This is a genomic window from Microvirga yunnanensis, assembly GCF_025460875.1.
This window is the reverse complement of the sequence record NZ_JAMXFI010000041.1, coordinates 1-20,136: the sequence shown is the minus strand read 5'-3', so window position 1 is coordinate 20,136 and position 20,136 is coordinate 1. Positions and strand designations below refer to the sequence as shown.

Genomic DNA, 20,136 nt, shown 5'->3' with positions numbered 1-20,136 from the left:
CGGGACGCCGAAGACTGTAGAGGCCACAGCACCAGACGCTCCCATCAGGATAGTCCGGCGTGACGTGATTGAGTTGGAGCCGCTGTTCGTCTGGGTCATTATTGCGTCCTCTCAGAGGCGGGTTGGAAGGGGTGGTGATTGCTTGCTCCGCGGGCCGTCGAACCGGTGTGGAGAGACCCCGGGATCACCTCGAAGGCCGATCTTTGGTTTGGTGGCGGCTCCGGCGGCGTGCAGCGGGCCCGCTGCCATGCGCGTGGACTGGCGCCTACGAGTCTGCTGAATGTATGGGTAAAGTGGGCTTGATCCGTGAACCCGACGGCGAGTGCGATCTCGGCCAGCGGCGTTTCTTCTTCCAGTAGATACTGCTTAGCCTTCTCAACGCGGGCCGCCAGGAGCCACTGATGCGGCGAGAGCCCCAGAGATGCCTTGAAGGCGCGGCAATAGTGCGACTTCGACAACCCGGCAATCGCCGCCTGGGTGTTAAGTTCCAGGCGTTCCGACAGGTTCTCGAAGAGGTATTGGGTCACCTGGGTAAGCCGCCATGGCGCTAGTCCACCCCGGGCTTCCACCTGTTCGCCTTCGGCATCCGCGGAGTCGGCGAGCGCAGACAGCACGGCCATCGTCATGCTGTCGCCATAGACTCGACTCATGGCTGTGCCGGCGGTGCACTCCTCGGCAATAATCTGGCCAAGCCGCCGCAGGCGTACGTTCGACACCATGAGGCGTGGCGCGAGGGCGCAAGCGGCATCGATCTGTGGGCCAAACGTTTCGCAGAGCGTTTGCTGATCGACCTGGAGGATCAGCTGGCGCATGAACGTCACGTCATCCCCCTTGCCGTAAGCTCGCGATCCAGGGGGGATGACGCTGATCGTGCCTCGGGCCATCTGGGCCGCTTCTCTCGGAGATCGCTCCCCGCCGATCTGGAAGATTCCGCCAACCTCCTCCAGGGCGATGCAGATCCGGGTGAAGCCAGCGTTCAACTCTGTAAGAATTTGACCCTCGGATCGGAGATCGACCACAACGGCCGTCATGGAGCTCCACGCCAGGTGATTCCAGCCCACGATCTGGGCGCCCCGATAGAATGGCAGGACGGGCGTCTTCCAGCCCGAATCCAGGCGATGTGTCGGCTTCTCAGCGAGCAGCCAGGAATCTGGGGTCCCGCGACAATCGACAGCCAGTGCGTGTACGAAAGTTCCCATGGTGAGCCACTCGATGACGTTCTCTTCCACCAGGCGTCCTCAACAGGGGTACACCCGCCTGCCTGTCTCGCGGTGTTAGATGTTGTGGGCTGCTGTGGGATCTTGTGAGATTGGGACGCGAAGGGTCTGCAGGCGCATGCATTCACTTGAGGGGGCAGCGGAGAAACAGTCGCTTAACCGGCTTGTTCCGCTCAGCGGATCATGAGGTGTTATGAGCGGTCTGCACACTCAGTTTGTTTCGGATCCAGTCAACTCGCTGATCAGGCGTTCCGCCCGCTGATAGTCGGGAGTGGCGAATCCTTCCGTGAACTGCGCGAGGATCGGTTCTATCACCTGGACTGCTTCACTCACGCGTCCCTGCCCTGCCCAGAGGCGAGCCAAGCTGATTGCTGTCCGAAGCTCCCAACTCAGTGCGGAATGGCGTGATGCCAGTTCAAGTGAATGACGATAGCAACCTTCGGCCTGAGGGTAATCAGGCTGTGCGCCGGACGCAAGAATGTCTCCCTTGATCCGTAGAAGCTCCGGCAGGTTGAACAGATCGCCGTGCTGCTGAACCACAGAGAATGCTGTCTCAATGGTCTCCAGCGCCTGGTCTCGTGCGCCAAGCGTCAGGAGGCCTTCAGCCATGGCGCTGTACAGGGCCGTGGTGATCAGGTGGTACCGGTGACGATACATATCCTGCAGGGCACTTCGGATCAGAGGAATACCCTCTTCGGCATTTCCACGCATGATCATTAAGTAGCCCTGTACGCCGATCCCCGCGGACGGATAGGGGATGATGGAGCGGCTTCTCGCGTGCTCCACAAGCCTCGTGATGTAACCCTCAGCAGCCTGCCAGTTCCCGATCCACAGAAAGACGGTTACTGCCATAATAAGAGCGATGCATAGGCTCAAGGGGTGGTCCAGGTTTTCCGCTTCCTCAACCATCTGCCTTGCCGCATGGGCTGCCTGATCAGGAAATCCGAGAACCCAGAGGGTTCGCGCCATGCAAATGCCGGCCCGATTGCGGTAATCGACTCCGAAATACAACTCGTTGATGTTTCGAGAAGGAGGAAGCAACACCAGGGCCGCATTGAGGTGCTTGTGAGCCGTCTTCATGTCCTCCATAAAGTGATGCGAGATGCCGAGCAGCGAATGGGCGGCTGCAATCGCAACCGGATCCGCCATCTGCTCGGCGATGACCTCGCTGCGCTGGGCAAAGCCGAGAGCGGTCCGGAAGTCGCCGGTGCGGTAGTGGAAGAGGTGGAGCCGACCTACCAGCCGGAATTGACGGAGCAGGTCCCCAAGCTCCTCGGCCAGGGCGAGGCCTCGCTCCAGGGCAATCCGGGCCTCATCGCTGTTGCTTTCGGTGAACATCACCGTCAGCCCCAGCGCGGCCTGGAGATCGATCTCCACGATGCCGCCTTGTGCGCCGGCATCGAGGTATGGGATAGCCTGACGGCACCAGTGGCGGCATTCGGTCAGCAGCGACAGTTCAAGATAGAAGGGCGCTGCCGCAGCGGCGAGGGCGGTTCCAAGCTGGCGGTCCCCTGCGGAGGAGAACGCCCAGTCCAATGCCGCCCGCACGTTGCCCAGATGACCGCCGTGGGCCGCGAAGGCATGGGAGGACCGCTCAAGATCAAAACTCAGCTGTTGCAGAAACCCGGCAAAGAATTCGGCATGACGCCGCGTCACAGCCTGAGCCGCCCCGCTGTCGGCCAGCTTCCGGGCAGCGTACGCGCGTGTGGTGTCCAGCAGCCGATATTGCGGGATCTGCCGCCCGGCCTCGACGGCGACAAGCGACTTGGCGACGAGCCGCGCCAGAATGACCTCGGGCAGGTTGCCGTCTTCGGTCATGACGATGGACCGAACCGCGTCCAGGGTAAAGGTGCCGACGAACACCGAAAGTTGACGGAAGACGGAACGTTCGACGGGAGACAAGAGCTCATAGCTCCAGTCGAGGGTTGCCGCCAGGGTCTGGTGTCGTGGCAGGGCTGTACGCCGGCCTTGACTGAGGATCTCGAACCGGTCCTTGAGCAGCGCTGCAATGCCGTTGAGCCCATAGACCTTGACGACACCCGCGGCGAGTTCGATGGCAAGCGGGATTCCGTCGAGCTTGCGGCAGATCTCAGCCACAACGGGCGCGTCCTCCTCACCGAAGCCGGAAAGCCATCCGCTCGAAACGGCCCGCTCGGTAAAGAGCTGGGCTGCAGCAAATTTGAGCACCTCGCCAAGGGAAAGATCAGCCTCTTGTGGTGGGCTGTCGAGCGGCGACAGGGCAATCACGTTCTCGCCCTCCACACGCAACGCCTCCCGGCTGGTTGCAAGCAGGTGCACCCCGGGCGCCTCCTGGAAGAGGCATTCGGTCAAAGCCGCTGCGGTCTCGATGACGGGCTCGCAGCAGTCGAGAAGCAGGAGCATCTGCTTGTTTTGCAGAAACGTGATGACTTCTGCGGTGGGATTTTCAGACTGGACTGCAAGCCCGAGCGCCGCCGACAGCGCGGTCGGCACCAGACCTGGGTTGGTCAACGATCCAAGGTCAAGAAAGCAGGCGGCCCCTCCAAGCTCGCCAGCGACCTTGTGGAGGACCGCGACGGCCACGCTTGTCTTGCCGATGCCGCCCGAACCGGTCACGGTAACGAAGCGGCTGTCCAGCAGCAGCCGGGAAATGCGTCTAACGGCATTGTCCCTCCCCACCATTTGGGCAAGCTGGGCGGGGATGCCGTTGGGTATCTTAGGGTTGCATCGTCCCGTCACCTGAGCTGACGGGAGGGGCGGGGTGGCGCGGGACACCGGCGCGACGAAGCAATAGCCCCGGCCAGCAAGAGTCTGCAGGTAACGAGCGTCCGGTCCGCCATCCCCGAGTGCCTTACGCAGGGCGGAGACCTGAAACCGGAGGCTGCTTTCGTCGACGGAAACGTCCTCCCACACGGTTGCGAGAAGCTCGCCCTTGGTGACCACCTGGCCGGCGCGGTCGACCAGCACGCACAAGATGTCGAAGGCGCGTGATCCCAGATCGATGGGTATCCCGTCCTTGTGGAGGAGCCTTGCCGTGCGAGCGAGGGTGAATGGGCCAAAGGAAACTAGCTCTGCGGGCCCGTGATTGTGCGGTTCAGGCATGGGCAGCGACTGTTTCCTTTGCTGCAGGAGAGGCGGGCGACCGAATGAACGCGAGCTGCCCGTCCGAGCCGCGTCTTGCGGGGATTCGATCCGTTCCAACTGCCGAAGAGATGCACGAACCTCATGCACCGGCTGACTCCCTGAATGTCATGAACCGGGGTCAAACCTGATTTTCACGCACCATAGCCGATAAGCGACCGTGGCGTGCGAGGATCTCGGCAGCTGGGCCGTCTCTTCTGCTTGAGATTGGGAGGTTAAGCGTGTCGGAATCCTACCGTGAGGCCCTGGATTGTCAAAACTTGCTGCTGATTGCGGAATCCTGCGGAATGAATCGGTCACCTGTTCAGTAGCGCAACCCCGTTGAAGAACAAAATTACGACGCAGTTTAGTCATGCCCCTCGTCTAGTCTCTGTCGGTCGACGGGGAGCGTTTGGGGAAGGGGTCGACCAGCCTGAGAACAGACTCCGGCGAGAGAAGCCTGACGTTACTGCCTCGGAGTGGCTCGAAAGCTCCGGAACGGCGACGCCACTTCGTTTAGGACAGAGTTGCACGACCATGTCTCGCGGTCGGCGCAGGAGGCCTGAGACTAGCTCCAAGTTCAATCATCTTCAGGGGATGGCCGGGAGACCCGAATGAGAGCTTTATTGCGGCGCTTGCAGCTCCCCGACACCTTGCTCGAGCAGGCCGGTGAGGTCTGGTTCGAGAACTCCTCCGAGAGCCTCTTCATCATCGCGGTCGAGCCGGACCGGTTCGTCATTGAGTTCCTCAACCCGGCACATGAGAGACGCACCGGCCTCAGGAACGCTGACGTGTCCGGCCGGACACCGCATGAATGCCTGCCGCCCGCTGTGGCCGATTCCGTGACGGAGCATTACCGCTCCTGCGTGGAAGCGGGACACCCCATCAGGTATGAGGAGGACCTGGACCTGCCTGCCGGCGTCATCCACTATCAGACGCTTCTCACTCCGGTCCGGGACGACACCGGGCGGATCTACCGGATCCTCGGCAGCGCCCGCGACGTCACCCTCGAATATGAGGCCCTGAGACGGGAGGAAGACACACGCAGCCTTATGCAGCAGATGATCGAGGCTTCGCCTGACATCCTTTACGTCTATGATCTGATCGAGCACCGCAACGTCTTTATCACCGGGCGGGTGCGGGACATCCTCGGCTGGTCCCGTGACGAGATCGCGGCCATGGACGGCGAGGTTCTGGGCCGGCTCATCCATCCGGAGGATCTCGCCGCCGTGGTGGACCACCTCGCTCGGCTGAAGTTCCTAGCCGACGAGGCCATCGCTGAGGTAGAGTACCGGATGCGGCGCCCCGACGGCCGCTATGTCTGGATGCACAGCCGGGAGAAGGTGTTCCGGCGCGGCACCGACGGGCTGGTAACCCGGGTGTTCGGGTCCGCGATCGGCATCCAGCCCTACAAGGACGCTGAAGCCAAGTTGAGCTCCGCGACCGGCCTGTTGCAGGCGACCCTGGACTCCCTCACGGCCCAGATTGCGATCCTGGACGACTCCGGGCGGATCCTCGCCGTCAATCAGGCCTGGCGCCAGTTCGCAGAACGTTCCTCCTTTATTTGGCCAGGCAATCCTGTCGGAGCCGACTACGTCGAGTTCTTCCACGCCGGTGCCGACGGCGAAGCCAACGCGGCTGCCGTGGCCGAAGGAATCCAGGCCCTGCTGGCGGGCAGCCGGTCGGACTTCCAAGTGCCGTACCTGTGGGGCGGCCGGAGGTTCCTGCTGCGAGCGAACCGCTTCGAGCACGAGGGGGCCGTACATGCGGTGGTGGCGCATGAGGACGTCACGGAACTCGCCAGCGTGCGCCGGGAGCTTGACGCGACGGCAGAACGACTCCTTAGATCCCAGGAAGAGGAGCGGCGCCGGATCGGGGCGGAGCTGCATGACTCCACAACCCAACATCTGGCGGCGGCAGGGCTCGCCCTCGCTCAGGTTCAGCAGTTGATGCCCGATGATCCGGCCCTTGCGGCGGCAGTCGAGCGCGGCATGGCCTCGTTGACCGAGGCTCAGCGCGAGATCCGGGCCTTTTCGTACCTGCTCTTTCCGCCCAGCCTGGACCGGGACAGGCTGGCCTCGGCCTTGCGCCACTTTATTCAGGGCTTCGCGCGGCGTGCAGGCCTGAATCTTGTCTGCAAGGTCGACGATGCGGCGGACGGTGCCGCACCGCCCGCGCAGAGGGCCATTCTCAGGGTCGTTCAGGAGGCCCTCACCAATGTCCATCGCCATGCCCGGGCGACCCGGGTCGCCGTGACGATCCTCGTGGATGGGCCGAACCTGATGCTCAGGATTACCGACAACGGCATTGGTCTCCTGGCGACTACAGATGATGCCGTCCCAGAACTCGGGGTTGGCATTCGCAGCATGCGGAGCCGGGTCCGGCAATTGGGGGGAGACGTGTCGCTGACGGGCAGTCGACGGGGCACCACCGTGCTGGCCTCAATCCCACTGCACCCAGCGACTGGGGAGGATGGGGCGATACACTCTCCTGAGGACAATCTCAGGATTTTCGCCGAAGACGCCCTGACACCGTCACGCTAGTATGCGCACCATGCCTGGTTTCCGCGAGGTCCACTATGACTCGCATCCTCATTGCCGATGACCATGATGTGCTCAGGACCGGACTGCGGGCCCTGATCGAGACAAGGTCTGGCTGGGAGGTGATCGCGGAAGCGCGGGATGGCCTGGAGGCGCTCAGGGCCGCCGAGACGACCAAGCCCGATATCGTCGTGCTCGACTATGCCATGCCGGTCATGACCGGGGTCGAGGTGGCCCGACGGCTCCGGGCCCAGCCGCCGCGGCCCGAGATCCTGATCTTCACCATGCACGATGACGATGCCATCCTGCGGGAGGCCGTGCTGGCGGGCGTGCGGGGCTATCTGCTCAAGTCGGACGCCCAGGGCCACCTTCTCGAGGCGATCGCGACGCTGGCCCGGCACGAAGCCTACATCTCGGGCCAAGTCTCCGGCACCCTGCTCGAGGCGGTTCTCAAGCCCGGCAAGCTGCGGGACGGCGTCCCGCTGACGCCGCGGGAACGCACCGTGGTCCAGCTCATCGGGGAGGGGCGGACGAGTCGGGAGATCGGCCCGATCCTGAAGGTCGGGATCAAGACGGTGGAGAGCCACCGCGCGGCGGCCATGCGCAAGATCGGCGCCACGAGCACGGCCGACATCGTCCGCTATGCCATTCGCCACCACATGGTTGAGATCTGAGCTGGCGCTTCAGGGTTTCCCTGAGATCGGATCAGGGTGAGCCCGATGGTCCTCTGGCTGTCTTAGGTTCACCATAGCGTATCAAAGCTCACGTCATGGCAGACCAAGTTCTCTCGTGGAGGCGACCATGAACCCAGATGATGCGGTGAACCTACAGGTTCGCAACCGCTTACCCGCCGAGACCTTGAGGTCGAGCCATGGCTGGGGCATTCTCGAGGCCGAGCATGTGGCCATGCGACGCCCGAGGCGGATCGAGTTCAACCTCCATAGCAGCCGGCATTATCTCGCCTTGCTGAATTTCTATCGCGGGGACGGCGAAACGTTTGCAGACGAACTCCCATGCTCCACCTTACGAGACGTCCGGGGCAAGCTTGTCTTCATCCCGGCCGGGTGCCGTCTGCAGGGCTGGTCCCAACCGGAAACAACGCCAATCGCCTTCACGGCCGCCTATCTGGACCCAAATCTCTGCTCACACCTCAGCACGGACCGGCCCCAGCTCTCCCCGATACTGCATGTCGAGCATCCCCTCCTGACCCAACTGTTGCTCCAGCTCAATCGCGTCCTGGCGCAGCCGCACATGTACTCGCGCGTGTATGTCGAGTCGCTCGCGGTTCTTCTGCTCTCGGAGATCATGAACTGTCAGGCGATTGACCGATCGCTGGGTCGCTCTGTCGAGCGCCCCAAGCTCAAGGGTGGGCTGGCAAGTTGGCAGCACCGGGCCGTGCGCGACTACATTGAGGAGAACTTGCCTCAGGACCTCTCCTTGGCCGAGCTGGCGGCGATCGCCCGGCTCAGCCCATACCACTTCTGTCGGGCGTTCAAGGAAGCAGTCGGCGAGCCGCCGCACCGCTATCAGATGGGTCGTCGTATCGAGCGGGCCAAGGCACTGCTGACCGATCCGACCCTGTCTATCACGCACATTGCCATAGCGGTGGGCTACAGCAGTCCGAGCCGGTTCACGACCCTGTTCCGGCAGGTCACCGGCCACTCACCCCGCGATTACCGGAAGAAGATGATCTAGCCCGCTATTCAGGGGTTAGCGAGAGAGTGCTCTGCCTGGTTGGAGCTCACAAAATCCCACAGTCCCTCTCAGGATTTCACAGTACCTCACAGACCGCCCGCGATACCACTCGTTGCAAGGGTAAGATCGAACGATGTTTGGCATGGCACGACCTGTCATGGAAGCTCTCCGGAATCGGGTATGTCCCGTTCTTGCTCCGGATGAGAACGCGCGGCTGCAGGTGTTCATCGGTTAGCAATCAGGAGATCAGAGGCATGGTTGCAGGTCGCTTTATCGTCTTTGGTTTGATAGGTCTCACGATGACAGCTGCACCCGGCACCTGGGCTTACGATCCGGGGGACTCAAGTGAGCCTTGTTGCGAGGGTGCGCGGCTGGAGCGTGACGGCCATACAGCTTTCCTTCAGGAGAATTCCGCCGCCATGAGCGCCATGATGCGAGCCATGTCGGTGAAGCCCTCTGGCAACGTCGACCGAGATTTTGCAGCGATGATGGTGCCGCATCATCAGGGTGCGATCAATATGGCAATGGCCTATCTCCGGTATGGTAAAAACGAGCAGCTGAGGCGGATCGCACAGGAAATCATCGTCACACAGCAGCAGGAAATCGCCGTCATGCGGTTGGCGATCGAAGACTCCCCTGCAACCGGGAGCTCTCCGGTCCAGCCATTTATACCGCTAGCCCATACCCGTCAGGGTCACTAAACCAGGGAGTGACATGGTCACCCTGCAGGACAGCCGATTGGAAGCAGGAGTTGCTCATCATGACATGCAATATTCTCAGGCTGGCGTTGCTTACCGTGGTACTTCTACCAGGCTTAGCGCGGGCCGGGCAGGTGCCAAGAGCCGCATCTGATTCTGACATAGCAATCACCTCTCGTGACCGCGTTTATGCGGCCGAGCAGTTTTCGAACACGGTGTCGGTTACTGATCCGGCCAGCAATCGACTGCTGGGTGTGATCCGCCTCGGCGAACCGCAGCCGGGCAACTTAAGTCCCCTTTATCGCGGTCAGGTTCTCGTGCACGGCCTGGGTTTTTCCCCTGATCATAGAACGTTGGCGGTCGTGTCGATCGGAACGAACTCCGTAAGCTTCATTGACACTGTAACCAATGCCGTGAAGCACGTCACCTATGTTGGCCGGGCGCCGCATGAGGCGTTCTTCACGCCCGACGGCAAGGAGGTCTGGGTGACGATACGGGGCGAGGGCTATGTTGCTGTCCTCGATGGTGCGACGTACGAGGAGAAGACACGGATCGAGTTGTCGAACGGGCCCGGCATGCAGATTTTCTCGCCTGACGGAACCTATGGTTATGTCTGCTCATCCTTTACTCCCGAAACTGTCGTGATCACCGTCGCTGACCACAAGGTCGTTGGGCGAGTGGCGCAGGCGAGTCCGTTCTGTCCCAACCTCGCAGCGTCTCCAGACGGCGATCAGGTCTGGTTCACACTGAAGGATATTGGTCAAGTCCAGGCGTTCGACGCCCGCCCGCCCTTTGCGATGCTGAAAACGATCGAAGCCGGCCCAATCACCAATCACGTCAATTTCGTGCGCAATGCCAAGGGGAGCTTCGCCTATGTGACGGTCGGTGGCTTGAACCAAGTTAAGGTCTTCCGGACCGACACCTTTGAGATGGTCGCGACGATCCCGGTCGGCAGGCTTCCCCATGGCGTCTGGCCGTCCGGTGACGGCACGCGGGTCTATGTCGGGTTGGAGAATGCAGACGCTCTGGCAGCAATCGACACACTGACGAATGAGGTCGTGGCAACGATCCCGATCGGGCAAGCGCCGCAGGCCCTCGTTTATGTGCCGGACGCCGTTCCGGAGGGTGATGGCACTCAGGGACTTGACCCGCTGAGCGTTGCTGGCCAAGCAGCCCACCTCACCCTTGCGCCTGTCGGTGCCACCCCTGCGGGCAGCCAAGCGATAACCGACGTGTCACTGTTTGATCAAGGCTTGACCCAGGTGCTTCAGGCTGCTGCGACCGGACTGAAACCAACGCGGGCCTATGTTCTTGCGCTGGTGAGCAAACCTGACGGGAGTGGCGCACGTGAGCCCCTTGCAAGCTTCATGACCAACCCGGCCGGCTCGGCGGTCGTGAATGCAGTTGGCCCAATCCGGCAGATTGTTCAAGGCAAGGTGCATGTCGATCGCCACTATCTCGCAATTTTCGAGCGGGATGGTGAGGCTCTCGGCAAGGCGGTTCAGGTCCAGGCGGATTGAAGTTTAATGCAGCCCGGCATTGCGCCTTAATGATCGCAGATCTATCCCAGCCGGATGCCTGTCTGCTGTCAGCGAGAGCTCGCAACATTCTGGCGGTAATTTCGGCCGTCAATGACCGGCGTGTCAGCGGTAATGTCAAGTTGGCGAGAGGCGGTGATCTATGGCACGGTCCTGGGCATGAGCACGCCATCCAATCCGTATCGTGGGTCCCGTTTTCCGGCCGAGATAATCAACCAGGCCCTCTGGTTGTATCACTGCTTCAGTCTGAGCTTGCGGGAAGTCGAACTGATCCTCGCGGCGCGAGGTATCATGGTCTGCTACGAGACGATCCGCGAATGAAGCCTGGGCTTTGGGCTAAGTTATGCCAAGACGCTCAAGCAGCGGCGGCCGCAGCCCGGTACGCTACCTCTGGATGAAGTTTTCGTGCGCATTCGGGGCAAACTGCATTATCTCTGGTGAGCGGTCAATCGGAATGGAAACGTGCTCGACGTCTTAGTCCAGAGTCGCCGTAACATGAAGGCGGCTAAGCGCTTCTTTCGCAAGCTGCTGATGGGCTTGCGCTACGCGCCCAGGGTGATCGTGACGGATAAACTCGTGTCCTATGGCGCGTCTAAATGCGAGATCCTGCCGGGCGTCGAAAACCGGCAGAGTCGATACTTGAACAACCGCTGTGAGGTCTCACACCAGCCCACCCGAAGGCGGGAGCGCCACATGAGGCGATTCAAGTCAGCTCGGCAGGCCCAGCAGTTTCTCTCAATGAGTAGCTCGATCCACAACCACTTCCAGCTCCGCCGTCATCTCCTGTCTGCCAATAGTTACCGGACTACGCGTGATCACGCCTTCGCCCCTTGGCGCGATGCGACCGGTGCTGCCCTCGTATAATAGCTTGGACCGATCTGACGGCTCTGACCGCGCCAGCTATGCCCATTAAGCATCAACTTGACAGTGGAGTATCTCGCTACATTGGACGAAGCCGCCTGGGGTGCAGCGACAGACGTTGAGCCGAAGTTCGTCTCTCCCTCGGATCCAGCAGCCCAGTGGACCGGTGCCATGCGCGGACCCGCGTTCTTTGCTTATGCCGACAATTACCTCATCGACCTCAAGTCAGCGGTGATCGTGGGCGTGGAGGCTTCCCGGGCGGTGCGGCAGGCCGAGGTGGGGGCTGCCCGCACCATGCTGGAGCGCGCGGCCGAGCGCTTTGGCCTCAAGCCCGAGCGGCTGGCGGGTGACAGTGCCTACGGCTCGGCCAAGATGCTGCACTGGCTCGTGGACGAGCAGAAGATCGAGCCGCATGTTCCGGTGATCGACAACTCCGAGCGCCAGGACGGCACCTTCTCACGATCTGACTTCACGTATGATCCGGAGACGGACACCTACATCTGTCCTGAGGGCAAGACGCTGACGACCAGCGGTCGGATCGTGACTGAAGGAACGAACCGGCTCTACCTGGGCAGCACTTTTGACTGTGGCCCGTGTCCGCTCAAGGAGCGTTGCTGTCCCAACACGCCGGCCCGCAGGATCACACGTAGCTTCTATGAGCACGCAAGAGAGGTCACGCGAGCGCTGGCCGGCACGCCAGCCTTTGAGCGGTCACGTCAGGGCCGCAAGCGCATCGAGATGCTGTTTGCCCATCTCAAGCGGATCCTGAAGATGGGACGTCTGCGGCTGCGCAGTCCGTGCGGGGCTCAAGACGAGTTCCTGCTGGCCGCCACCGCTCAGAACCTGAGGAAACTCGCCAAGCTGGTTCTGCCGACAGGGCCTCAGATGACCCAAGAGGCTTGAGAAGGTCCGCAGGATACACCTCACCACAGTCTTAGCCTCAACAAGGCAAGCTGCATCGCTGTCCCAGCCCGTCTGGATGCCGACTTTGTCAACGCAATCTGCCAGAAGACGACGTTCCCAGCTCCATCCATATGCGCTGGGTGACAATCGTGCATCGAAGGGTGGCTGTTTTCCCGAGGCTTAGAATAACCGTCGGGGCCGGTGGTCTTGGCCGGGAAGCGGTGCCGGGCGGCGCGGGCCAGACGAGCTCGAACACCGTCAGGTCGAACTCGACCTCTTGGGAGCCCAACTCGATGTCGCCCAGTCCGAACTCGATCAGAGCACGATCCGCGCCCGGCCGTTGGCGAAGCCACCGGCATCACCCTGAACCCGGGCGGCTGCCACCAAGGCGGCGATGTCGTTCGTCGTGTCCGCCGGCCTCCACAGCGTCGGTGTGTTCGGCCAGAACGGCCTGCAAACGCCCGTCGGTACAAGGTGATCTTCACGATAAGTCGTTCCCGTGTTCTTCGGCTAGCGTGTCTGCGTCGGCCTGCCGCTCGGCATCGCTCCACCGCCCGCCCTACCGTTCGCCGAGGTAGCGAAAGAGCGTCTGGCGCCACCAGGCGCCCTGGATCGTCTCTAGCATGGCGACATCGACAGGCTCGCGCAGGGGACTGCCGGGGGGCAGTGCGATGCCGTACATCTGCGCGTCGAAGGAGATCTCCAGTATCTCCGCGGAGGACGCGAACTGCTCCCTCACGATCCAGGCCAGCAATGGCTTGTCGTACACGAAGGCATCCAGCGTGCCTCCTTTGAGTGCCCCAAGACCATCCTGGGGAGTGGCAAAGGTCTGGTAGCCGATCCGGCGCTCGTCGAGGAATGCCGTGGTCGCCGAACCTACCACGACCCCGACCCTGACCGCCGTCAGATCATTCACCCCGGACACAAGCCCCTGGAGCTTGCGCGTTGTGAGCGTCGACGTCACGCTCGCGGTGAAGACCGCAAGCGCCACGACGGAGGCAGCCATCCACACGATGGCCAAGATGCGCCCGGGCAGTGTCCTCGGCGCGAGATAGCCCGTGCTTGCCTGGGTCATGGTTTCGGCCGACCACCAGATGCTGGTGCCAAGCCCCTTGACCGCCCCACCCCCGAAATCCTCGTTGTGGCGGCGCTCGAACAGCCAGATCAGCAGACCGATGCCCACGGCAAGGCCCACCAAGGCCAGGATGGCCTGGACGAAGCCGAACGATCCGACCGTATCGATGATCAACTGCCAAGCCGAGGGGCGGGCCGACGGCACCGCAATCCCTAGGCCGCTGAGATAGAACGGCTGGCTGAAATCGAGCATTCGTTCCCGCTCGGCTGTGATGGTCAGGGCCGCGACCGCCGCGTCGTACTTGCCCTCGGCCGTCCCGTGCAGCAGCCCGGGCACCGTCGGCTCCTCGACGAACCTGTACCGGAGTTGCAACTGGTCGCCGACCCTTCGCCACAGGTCGATGCTGATGCCGAACCACGAGCCGTCAGCCGCCTTCATGGCGAAGGGTGCCGCTTCCTTGGTGGCGATGACGAGTTCGCGATTACCAGAGATCTGGGCGGCAGCCGGTGCGATCGACGGTGCTATGAAACTCCCGAACAGGAATAGAAGTGCGCGCAGGTACTGCATCATCGTCCCTCGTTGCCTGCGTGGAGAAGAAGATTGGCGGCATGCGGAAAGTCGCTCAGCGGCGGCGATTAAGCCAGACTGTCGCTTGCATGCTTGTCCAGGCCGACGGCATCAGGAACTCGTGCCACCTGCCGTCAGGCGCCAGAAGCCGCCGCACGTCATAGTCGGCGGCCTCGCTCGATGGAGCCGAGATCCTGTCTGGAGGAGCCGGCAGTGCCTCATCGTGCCGGGGTGACAGGCAGATCCGCTGCTCGTCGCCCACGGTGTGAAGCATGCCGTCGCACGGACCTCCTACACACCAATAGGTCGCTCCCGCGCCGCCATCCCGATCCTTTCCACGCCCGCGGTCCATTTCCCGACGTTTCGTCAGACCCCCTCCGGCTGGGGCAGTTGTTACGCCCGCCTCCCCGATGGCGCCCGGTCAGGCCCGAGTTCCCTCCGTCGCGTCCGGCGGGCGTCCATCCGGGGGGCGCCGGAGCCGCGATCAAGCCATAATCCTAACAGGAAAGCTTGACCTCCTGAAGCGGGCTCCTCCAACTCCCTTGAGGCTCTGCTCCAGGCGACGAAGAGCAATCAGACTGGAGCGGCTAAAATGGATAATCCTCGACCGCGGCTGATGGCTTGCGGCCCAGGGCTGGTCCGGGCGCTACTTGTCTTCAACAAACAAGCCGCACTGAACGGCGTTATGGGGGGCAAGCTCGGTAGTACCATGGCCTGAACGAACGTCCGATCATCCCATCAGTGAGGAACTAAGGCTAAGGTCAGCCCAATCCCATAAGGCGACGTTTGATCTGTGACTTTAGAAGGCTCAAGGGCGCAGCGAAGGCTGGGTCACTTGGCGGATCTGTCTAAGGTGCCATTTCTTAATCTGGCAAAGCGAAGCAAGGGAAGAACAAATGATTAGTGGCAGCTCCGGGCCTCCCACATATTTCCGAGGGAGCACAAAGGTTAGACGGCGAAGTAACAAGATGTTCATCCTGACTTTGATAAGATCTCGACTTTCAGTAGTGCTCCGTTAGACTTCTCCTAGGCTCATTCCCTGAATGAGAACGAGCTCTGGGGTGCCTTCCGATCTATGCCAAGTCTGCCGTCTTTTTCTTTCGAAGGATCCCTGGTGTCCGCGCCGGAGGAGGCATACTGGATATGGCGCAACATTGTCTCGCCGCTGTTTGACGTAGCGGTCGCAGATACACAAGCCGTCGCATCGTTCCGGGTCAAAATCGACAGTTACCACTTTGGTCCGTTGCTCCTCGGAAGCGTGGCAGCGAGTGGGCAAGAGTTTCGCCGCACCCCGGTGACGATCGCGCGCAGCGGCGTCGATCATTACCTCGTGCAGCTTTATCCCGTAGGCGGCTACGCGGGAGATGCAGAGGGCCGAACGGTCCATGTCCATCCTGGCGACCTCAGCATCCTTGATCTGTCCCGGACAATGCATACCCGGGCGGCGACCTTTCAGAACCTCAGTCTCGTGGTCCCGCGATCGGTATTGGAGCCTCTGGCGAGGAATCCCGACGGGCTCCATGGCCTTGTGCTCTCAGGTCAGTCCTCTCTCGGCCACCTGCTCGCCACCTATCTGAGCACCGTCTATCAGGCGGCAGGCTCTCTCAGTTCAGAGGATGGGGCTCGTATCTCTAATGCGACGGCTAGCCTTGTCGCTGCCTGTTTCGGCCCTGCGGCCGACGCTCATGAGACAACAACGATCGCCAAACGCGCTGCACTGATCCTGACGATCAAGCGCTATATCGACAACAATCTGGCAGATCCATTGCTGACGGTGGACAGCATCGGCCGCGAGTTCCGCCTGTCAAGGGCCACACTCGGCCGAATGTTCGAGCCATTGGGTGGATTAGCGGCGTTCATACGGGCACGACGGATGCTCCGGTGCTTCAGCGAGATCACGTCATCAGCCCATGCTCATCGCTCCATTGCGGATATCGCCTACTCGTGGGGCTTCAACAGTGAAACCGCCTTCAGCCGGACGTTCCGCGGAATGTTCGATATGTCGCCCCGGGAAGCCCGAGCCGAGGGCGCCTCGGCTCATCGAACAATCAAACATCTCCAGCCTGGCTCGAATGGATCTGGCCAGCCAGTTCTGGCCGAGTGGATCCAATATCTTCGGGTCTGATCGGCCCTACCTCCTTTGATCCCGCGCGTGAGATAAACGGCGCAAAGCTTGAGGCAAACTGCAAAGTATTTCCCCGCCCGATCCGCTAAACAGCTTACAGGGTTAATCCGTTGCAAGGGGGCAGCCGCGATGACCGCAAAGATCTTTCGGCGCCGGAGGGAACCATCCGGCAGCATCATTGAAGCCGCGTACAGTCCATCTCGGTTCTTACATCCGGAGGCAGCGAACGAAAACCGATGCTCTGACTCCCCGGGCATGTCGCCGAGGGAAACTGAGATCATCACACATCTGGCGACCGGCCAAAACCCGTCTGCCGTTGCGGATCTGTTGAAGATCGACGAGGCTGCCGTCAAGGAGCACATCAAGTCCGTTCTGCGCAAGTTGAAGACGAGAACAGCCCGGTCGCCATCAGATCGGCCCGTGAGCAAGTAAGTTGATCGAGACGCAACTGAGATACACCGCAGGACGACACTTCGATGATTTCGCTTCGCGGCCTGCTGACCAACGATCAAACATTATGAATGCCTGCAACGGGTCGATTTGGGTCTTTAAGCGCGACCGTGTGAAGGTCGGCTCGCGGTCGCGTTGCAGACGTTCTTCCCTGCCTGAGCCCAAGCGATCCAAAGGCGGCTATTCCTCAGCGCACATGCCCGTCCAAGGATCTTTCTCGGGCCCTGCTTCATTGGGAGACAAGACAGAGGAACAAAGCGAACGCCATGAGCGGCATGGGCACGGCGAAACCCTGGTTGAGGGCATTTACCCGGATCTCGGGCCTCATCGCTCGGCCTGTGCGTGAGGCGCAAGGCGAGAGCGGGGTGGTCCTCCAGCCCTACCGTGGGTATGGTTCCCCCACTGAGGTGTTCCTGATCGGCCGGGTGTTCCGCCAGTCGAAACCGTCCTCAGAGACCCGACGAACCCCGCTCCTCGCTGATCTGCGCGATATCGGCCGGCGCATCGCCCGCCGCGCCGTTCCCAATGCGGACGGGACAGCCCGGTTCTACGGCGCGGAGGAACCCTTCACCACTGACCAGGATGGCTACTTCCGGGTCCATCTCTCCCCTGCCCTGTCGGTACCTGACGATCGTTGGTGGCACACGATGGATCTGGCCCTGGAGCAGCCTCAGGCGGTTCAGGCGCAAGCGCAGATCTTCATCCCGCCGGCCAGCTGCCGGTACGTGGTTATCAGCGACATTGACGACACCATCATGTACACCGGGGTCGCCAACAAGCTCAGGATGCTTTGGCGCCTGTTCGTCGAAGATGCCAAGAGCCGAATGGCTTTTCCTGGGGTCGGCGCCTTGTACCGGGCCCTGCACGCCGGCACCTCAGGCCATCAGCAGAACCCCATGCTCTATGTCTCGCGGGCGCCTTGGGGCATCTATGAGGTATTGGAGGAATTCTTTGACCGGCATGGCATTCCCGTTGGCCCAATTCTGTTCCTGCGCGAATGGGGTGTCTCGTGGACCAGCCCGCTGCCCCACAAGGCCGAGGACCACAAGCGTGAGCTGATCCACAACATGCTGGCGCTCTACCGTGATCTGCCTTTCGTGCTGATCGGCGACAGCGGGCAGCATGATCCTGAGATCTACCGCCAGATCGTTGACGAGCATCCCGGCCGGGTGCTGGCGGTCTACATCCGCAATGTCTCCCGAGATCCCAAAAGGATCAGGGAGATCGAGGATCTCGCCAAGGTGGTGGCGGGGGCGGGCAGCAGCCTCGTCCTGGCGGCCGACAGCCTAGCGATGGCCGGGCACGCGGTTGGTCTCGGCCTCATTGCTCCAGCGACGCTCTCGGAGGTCAAGGACGAGAAGGCGGCGGCCGACACGGCGCGGCGGCCGGCGACCCATGGCATCCAGCGCGCCACTCCGGCTGCGACAGCCGACGCCGTGTCGCGGGGTGACCTGCAGTGTCTGGTCGAGACGGGATCGGAGGCCGTGCCGCCCAGCGTCGTCGTCGAGCCGAAGACGCGCCGGCCCCTCGACAAGGCTTGACGTGGCAGGGACCTCCCAGAACCAGGTGTGTCTGTTGCGGTCGATGGTGGAGGGCTCCTGCCACGGTTCAAAGACCCTCACTCCGGGGCTCAAGGGTGCTCACGCAATGGGCTCTGCCAAACCCATAGAGCAGCGGCATCTCCAGGCGATAACGCCAGATAAGGCTGCCTTAATGCCAGAACGGCATCCTGACCTTTCGGTCATTGGGGAACTTCGCGTTCATGAGCGGCTCCGCATAGGTGAACAGCAGCCGTCTCCGAAAGGCCGGAGGCGTCTCGATGATCTGAATGTCGCGCGCCAGCGTCTCGTCTGGCCAGAAGTACGGCCTCTGTCCGCCCATGAAGGCCGCCTCTTGGGTCCAGGGCGGCACCTCGAGCCCCCAGCGCTGGGCCAGGTGCTCGCCGACCGCTCCGAGCCAGGCATTATCCCTCGGCTCTCCGGTCGGAATGGGCACCGGATCGAGCATAGCCTGTTGGGCTGCCTTGTCCTTCTGCTGGTAGAAAGCTTCCTCGAACTCGCCCGCGGCAAGTCCAAAGCAGTCGCCATCCTCCCTCGCCAGTGCGGCGACATCGGCCAGGGACTTCGGGGTCGCGTTCAACACCAACCCGCAGCCAAAACGATCAAGTGCATAGTCGAACTGGGACAGCCTCCTCTCAATGGTCCGGGCTATCTCGCCGTCCTCCTTGACTCTTCTCTCCAGGTAAGGAGCGACGAGGCGCTTCAGCCTCTTGGCACTCTTGATGCCGGCCTGAGCCGCGATCCGGATGGCAGGTTCAAGATCGTCGTAGCCGATGTCGTCTCTCAGGCGAAGCGAGGCGAGGAATGTCATCGGAACAAGCAGGCTGGCTGGCGCAGCGAGAACCCGAAGCCCAGGGCGCTCCCAGGACGGGTACATTCCCGTCGGGAACCCAGCCGCCGCGGACGGTCCGTGATCAAAGGCGGCGGGCAGGATGTCCTCGACCCAATCGTTGGGGAGCCCGACACTTCGTCCTGCGCCCACGACCACTTGCCGGACAATCCCGCCCCTGCCCTCAAGGGCAATGTCTGCCTCGATGCGGGTGCCATCGTCGGCCCAGCTGTAGCGGACCAGGATGACGCATCGCTCATGGATCATGATCTCACCAATGACCCGGTGACCTCGAAGCTCCTCGCCAGCGAGGTTCAGTGCCCTGCGTACGAGGTCTAGGTAGATGTGAGCGGAAGCTGTCATCGCCGAACTCGCAGGGGTGACATGTCTGCGGTGAGGTAGGGCGTCCTGCTCCGCAGGCCATGGAGCGGAGCGACGCTGCTTTCGCCGGCTCACACAACTCTCTGTGTGCTCCCGCTCGGCCCGCCTGACGGACACGTGAGATGCGAGTAATTGGTGGGCTCCCCGTTATCGTCGATGCTATCGTTGAAACTGGGCCGTATGGCGTAAGGCGTGCTTCTGGGCCTGTGAATGACCTGCCACACGCTCGGGCTGTCGTTCTTCGCTTATCTTGCGACCGACTGGATCGAACTGGGGTGAGCCAAACTCGTTTTCCGGGCAGGCTGAGGCCCACCGCCCCCTAATCTGCCCCGCTTACCCCAGCCACTACCAGTTTATACACCATATAAGATGTTGAATAGAAGGATAAATCTGATAATTTGTGAAGCTAAGTAGGAGTTGACTACAGTTTGGCATCGGGGAATTAGCGTTGCGGTTTAGGTATCGATAACTGCCGCTTATGATACCAATGCGGTTCTGAGGCTTTTGGGGCGATTTTGACCGCAGTTTGGGTTCCTTCCCGCCTGGATCTGCGCCATGCGACGGCTTTTCGCTGCGGCCAAGGCTGTGCCCGAGCAAGA

General features: G+C 61.7%; 13 protein-coding genes and 2 pseudogenes. 10 read left to right on the top strand and 5 right to left on the bottom strand.

The window, feature by feature from the left end:
• Positions 1-98: 98 nt before the first annotated feature.
• Both NF876_RS20115 and NF876_RS20110 read right to left on the bottom strand, forming a co-directional pair.
• Positions 99-1,019, bottom strand: coding sequence for a helix-turn-helix domain-containing protein (locus NF876_RS20115; RefSeq protein ID WP_262270418.1), 921 nt, complete (start codon positions 1,017-1,019; stop codon positions 99-101).
• A gap of 408 nt (positions 1,020-1,427) precedes the next feature.
• Positions 1,428-4,298: an ATP-binding protein gene (locus tag NF876_RS20110; RefSeq protein ID WP_262270459.1), complete on the bottom strand. Its 2,871-nt coding sequence runs from the start codon at positions 4,296-4,298 to the stop codon at positions 1,428-1,430.
• Positions 4,299-4,930: 632 nt separating this feature from the next.
• Between NF876_RS20110 and NF876_RS20105 the strand changes: the two genes are divergently transcribed.
• The 7 genes and pseudogenes from NF876_RS20105 to NF876_RS20075 all read left to right on the top strand — a co-directional run.
• Positions 4,931-6,859: a PAS domain S-box protein gene (locus tag NF876_RS20105; protein WP_262270417.1), complete on the top strand. Its 1,929-nt coding sequence runs from the start codon at positions 4,931-4,933 to the stop codon at positions 6,857-6,859.
• A gap of 35 nt (positions 6,860-6,894) precedes the next feature.
• On the top strand, positions 6,895-7,530 hold the full coding sequence (locus tag NF876_RS20100; RefSeq protein WP_262270416.1) for a response regulator: 636 nt from the start codon (positions 6,895-6,897) through the stop codon (positions 7,528-7,530).
• 127 nt (positions 7,531-7,657) lie between these two features.
• A complete protein-coding gene (locus NF876_RS20095; RefSeq protein ID WP_262270415.1) occupies positions 7,658-8,551 on the top strand; it encodes a helix-turn-helix domain-containing protein in 894 nt (297 codons plus the stop codon).
• Between the two features lie 254 nt (positions 8,552-8,805).
• Positions 8,806-9,252, top strand: a complete 447-nt coding sequence (locus NF876_RS20090; RefSeq protein WP_262270414.1) for a DUF305 domain-containing protein — start codon at positions 8,806-8,808, stop codon at positions 9,250-9,252.
• A gap of 59 nt (positions 9,253-9,311) precedes the next feature.
• Positions 9,312-10,769 carry a YncE family protein gene (locus tag NF876_RS20085; RefSeq protein WP_262270413.1) on the top strand — a complete coding sequence of 486 codons (1,458 nt, stop codon included), beginning with the start codon at positions 9,312-9,314 and terminating at the stop codon, positions 10,767-10,769.
• A gap of 177 nt (positions 10,770-10,946) precedes the next feature.
• Positions 10,947-11,651: pseudogene (locus NF876_RS20080) on the top strand (IS6 family transposase).
• Positions 11,652-11,717: 66 nt separating this feature from the next.
• Positions 11,718-12,551, top strand: a pseudogene (locus NF876_RS20075) (transposase); the annotation flags it as partial.
• Positions 12,552-13,110: 559 nt separating this feature from the next.
• Here NF876_RS20075 and NF876_RS20070 read toward each other — a convergent pair.
• Positions 13,111-14,193 carry a transporter substrate-binding domain-containing protein gene (locus NF876_RS20070; protein WP_262270412.1) on the bottom strand — a complete coding sequence of 361 codons (1,083 nt, stop codon included), beginning with the start codon at positions 14,191-14,193 and terminating at the stop codon, positions 13,111-13,113.
• A gap of 55 nt (positions 14,194-14,248) precedes the next feature.
• Positions 14,249-14,467: a hypothetical protein gene (locus NF876_RS20065; protein ID WP_262270411.1), complete on the bottom strand. Its 219-nt coding sequence runs from the start codon at positions 14,465-14,467 to the stop codon at positions 14,249-14,251.
• 840 nt (positions 14,468-15,307) lie between these two features.
• On the opposite strand from NF876_RS20065, the gene NF876_RS20060 reads away from it, so the two are divergent.
• From NF876_RS20060 to NF876_RS20055, 3 genes are all read left to right on the top strand, one after another.
• The gene (locus NF876_RS20060; RefSeq protein WP_262270410.1) at positions 15,308-16,318 is read left to right on the top strand and encodes a helix-turn-helix domain-containing protein; all 1,011 of its coding nucleotides are present in this window, start codon (positions 15,308-15,310) and stop codon (positions 16,316-16,318) included.
• Between the two features lie 129 nt (positions 16,319-16,447).
• On the top strand, positions 16,448-16,750 hold the full coding sequence (locus NF876_RS43495; RefSeq protein ID WP_373696689.1) for a LuxR C-terminal-related transcriptional regulator: 303 nt from the start codon (positions 16,448-16,450) through the stop codon (positions 16,748-16,750).
• 284 nt (positions 16,751-17,034) lie between these two features.
• Positions 17,035-18,309 (top strand): App1 family protein phosphatidate phosphatase, encoded by a 1,275-nt coding sequence (locus NF876_RS20055; RefSeq protein WP_262270409.1) that lies wholly within the window; start codon positions 17,035-17,037, stop codon positions 18,307-18,309.
• A gap of 169 nt (positions 18,310-18,478) precedes the next feature.
• Here NF876_RS20055 and NF876_RS20050 read toward each other — a convergent pair whose 3' ends face one another.
• Positions 18,479-19,519, bottom strand: coding sequence for a hypothetical protein (locus NF876_RS20050; RefSeq protein ID WP_262270408.1), 1,041 nt, complete (start codon positions 19,517-19,519; stop codon positions 18,479-18,481).
• Positions 19,520-20,136: the final 617 nt, after the last annotated feature.

Bases quoted from the DNA above. Each gene is read 5' to 3' on its own strand.
- NF876_RS20110 (WP_262270459.1), bottom strand. From the start codon at position 4,298: ATGCCTGAACCGCACAATCACGGGCCCGCAGAGCTAGTTTCCTTTGGC.
- NF876_RS20105 (WP_262270417.1), top strand. From the start codon at position 4,931: ATGAGAGCTTTATTGCGGCGCTTGCAGCTCCCCGACACCTTGCTCGAG.
- NF876_RS20100 (WP_262270416.1), top strand. From the start codon at position 6,895: ATGACTCGCATCCTCATTGCCGATGACCATGATGTGCTCAGGACCGGA.
- NF876_RS20095 (WP_262270415.1), top strand. From the start codon at position 7,658: ATGAACCCAGATGATGCGGTGAACCTACAGGTTCGCAACCGCTTACCC.
- NF876_RS20090 (WP_262270414.1), top strand. From the start codon at position 8,806: ATGGTTGCAGGTCGCTTTATCGTCTTTGGTTTGATAGGTCTCACGATG.
- NF876_RS20085 (WP_262270413.1), top strand. From the start codon at position 9,312: ATGACATGCAATATTCTCAGGCTGGCGTTGCTTACCGTGGTACTTCTA.
- NF876_RS20070 (WP_262270412.1), bottom strand. From the start codon at position 14,193: ATGCAGTACCTGCGCGCACTTCTATTCCTGTTCGGGAGTTTCATAGCA.
- NF876_RS20065 (WP_262270411.1), bottom strand. From the start codon at position 14,467: ATGCTTCACACCGTGGGCGACGAGCAGCGGATCTGCCTGTCACCCCGG.
- NF876_RS43495 (WP_373696689.1), top strand. From the start codon at position 16,448: ATGACCGCAAAGATCTTTCGGCGCCGGAGGGAACCATCCGGCAGCATC.
- NF876_RS20055 (WP_262270409.1), top strand. From the start codon at position 17,035: ATGAGCGGCATGGGCACGGCGAAACCCTGGTTGAGGGCATTTACCCGG.
- NF876_RS20050 (WP_262270408.1), bottom strand. From the start codon at position 19,519: ATGACAGCTTCCGCTCACATCTACCTAGACCTCGTACGCAGGGCACTG.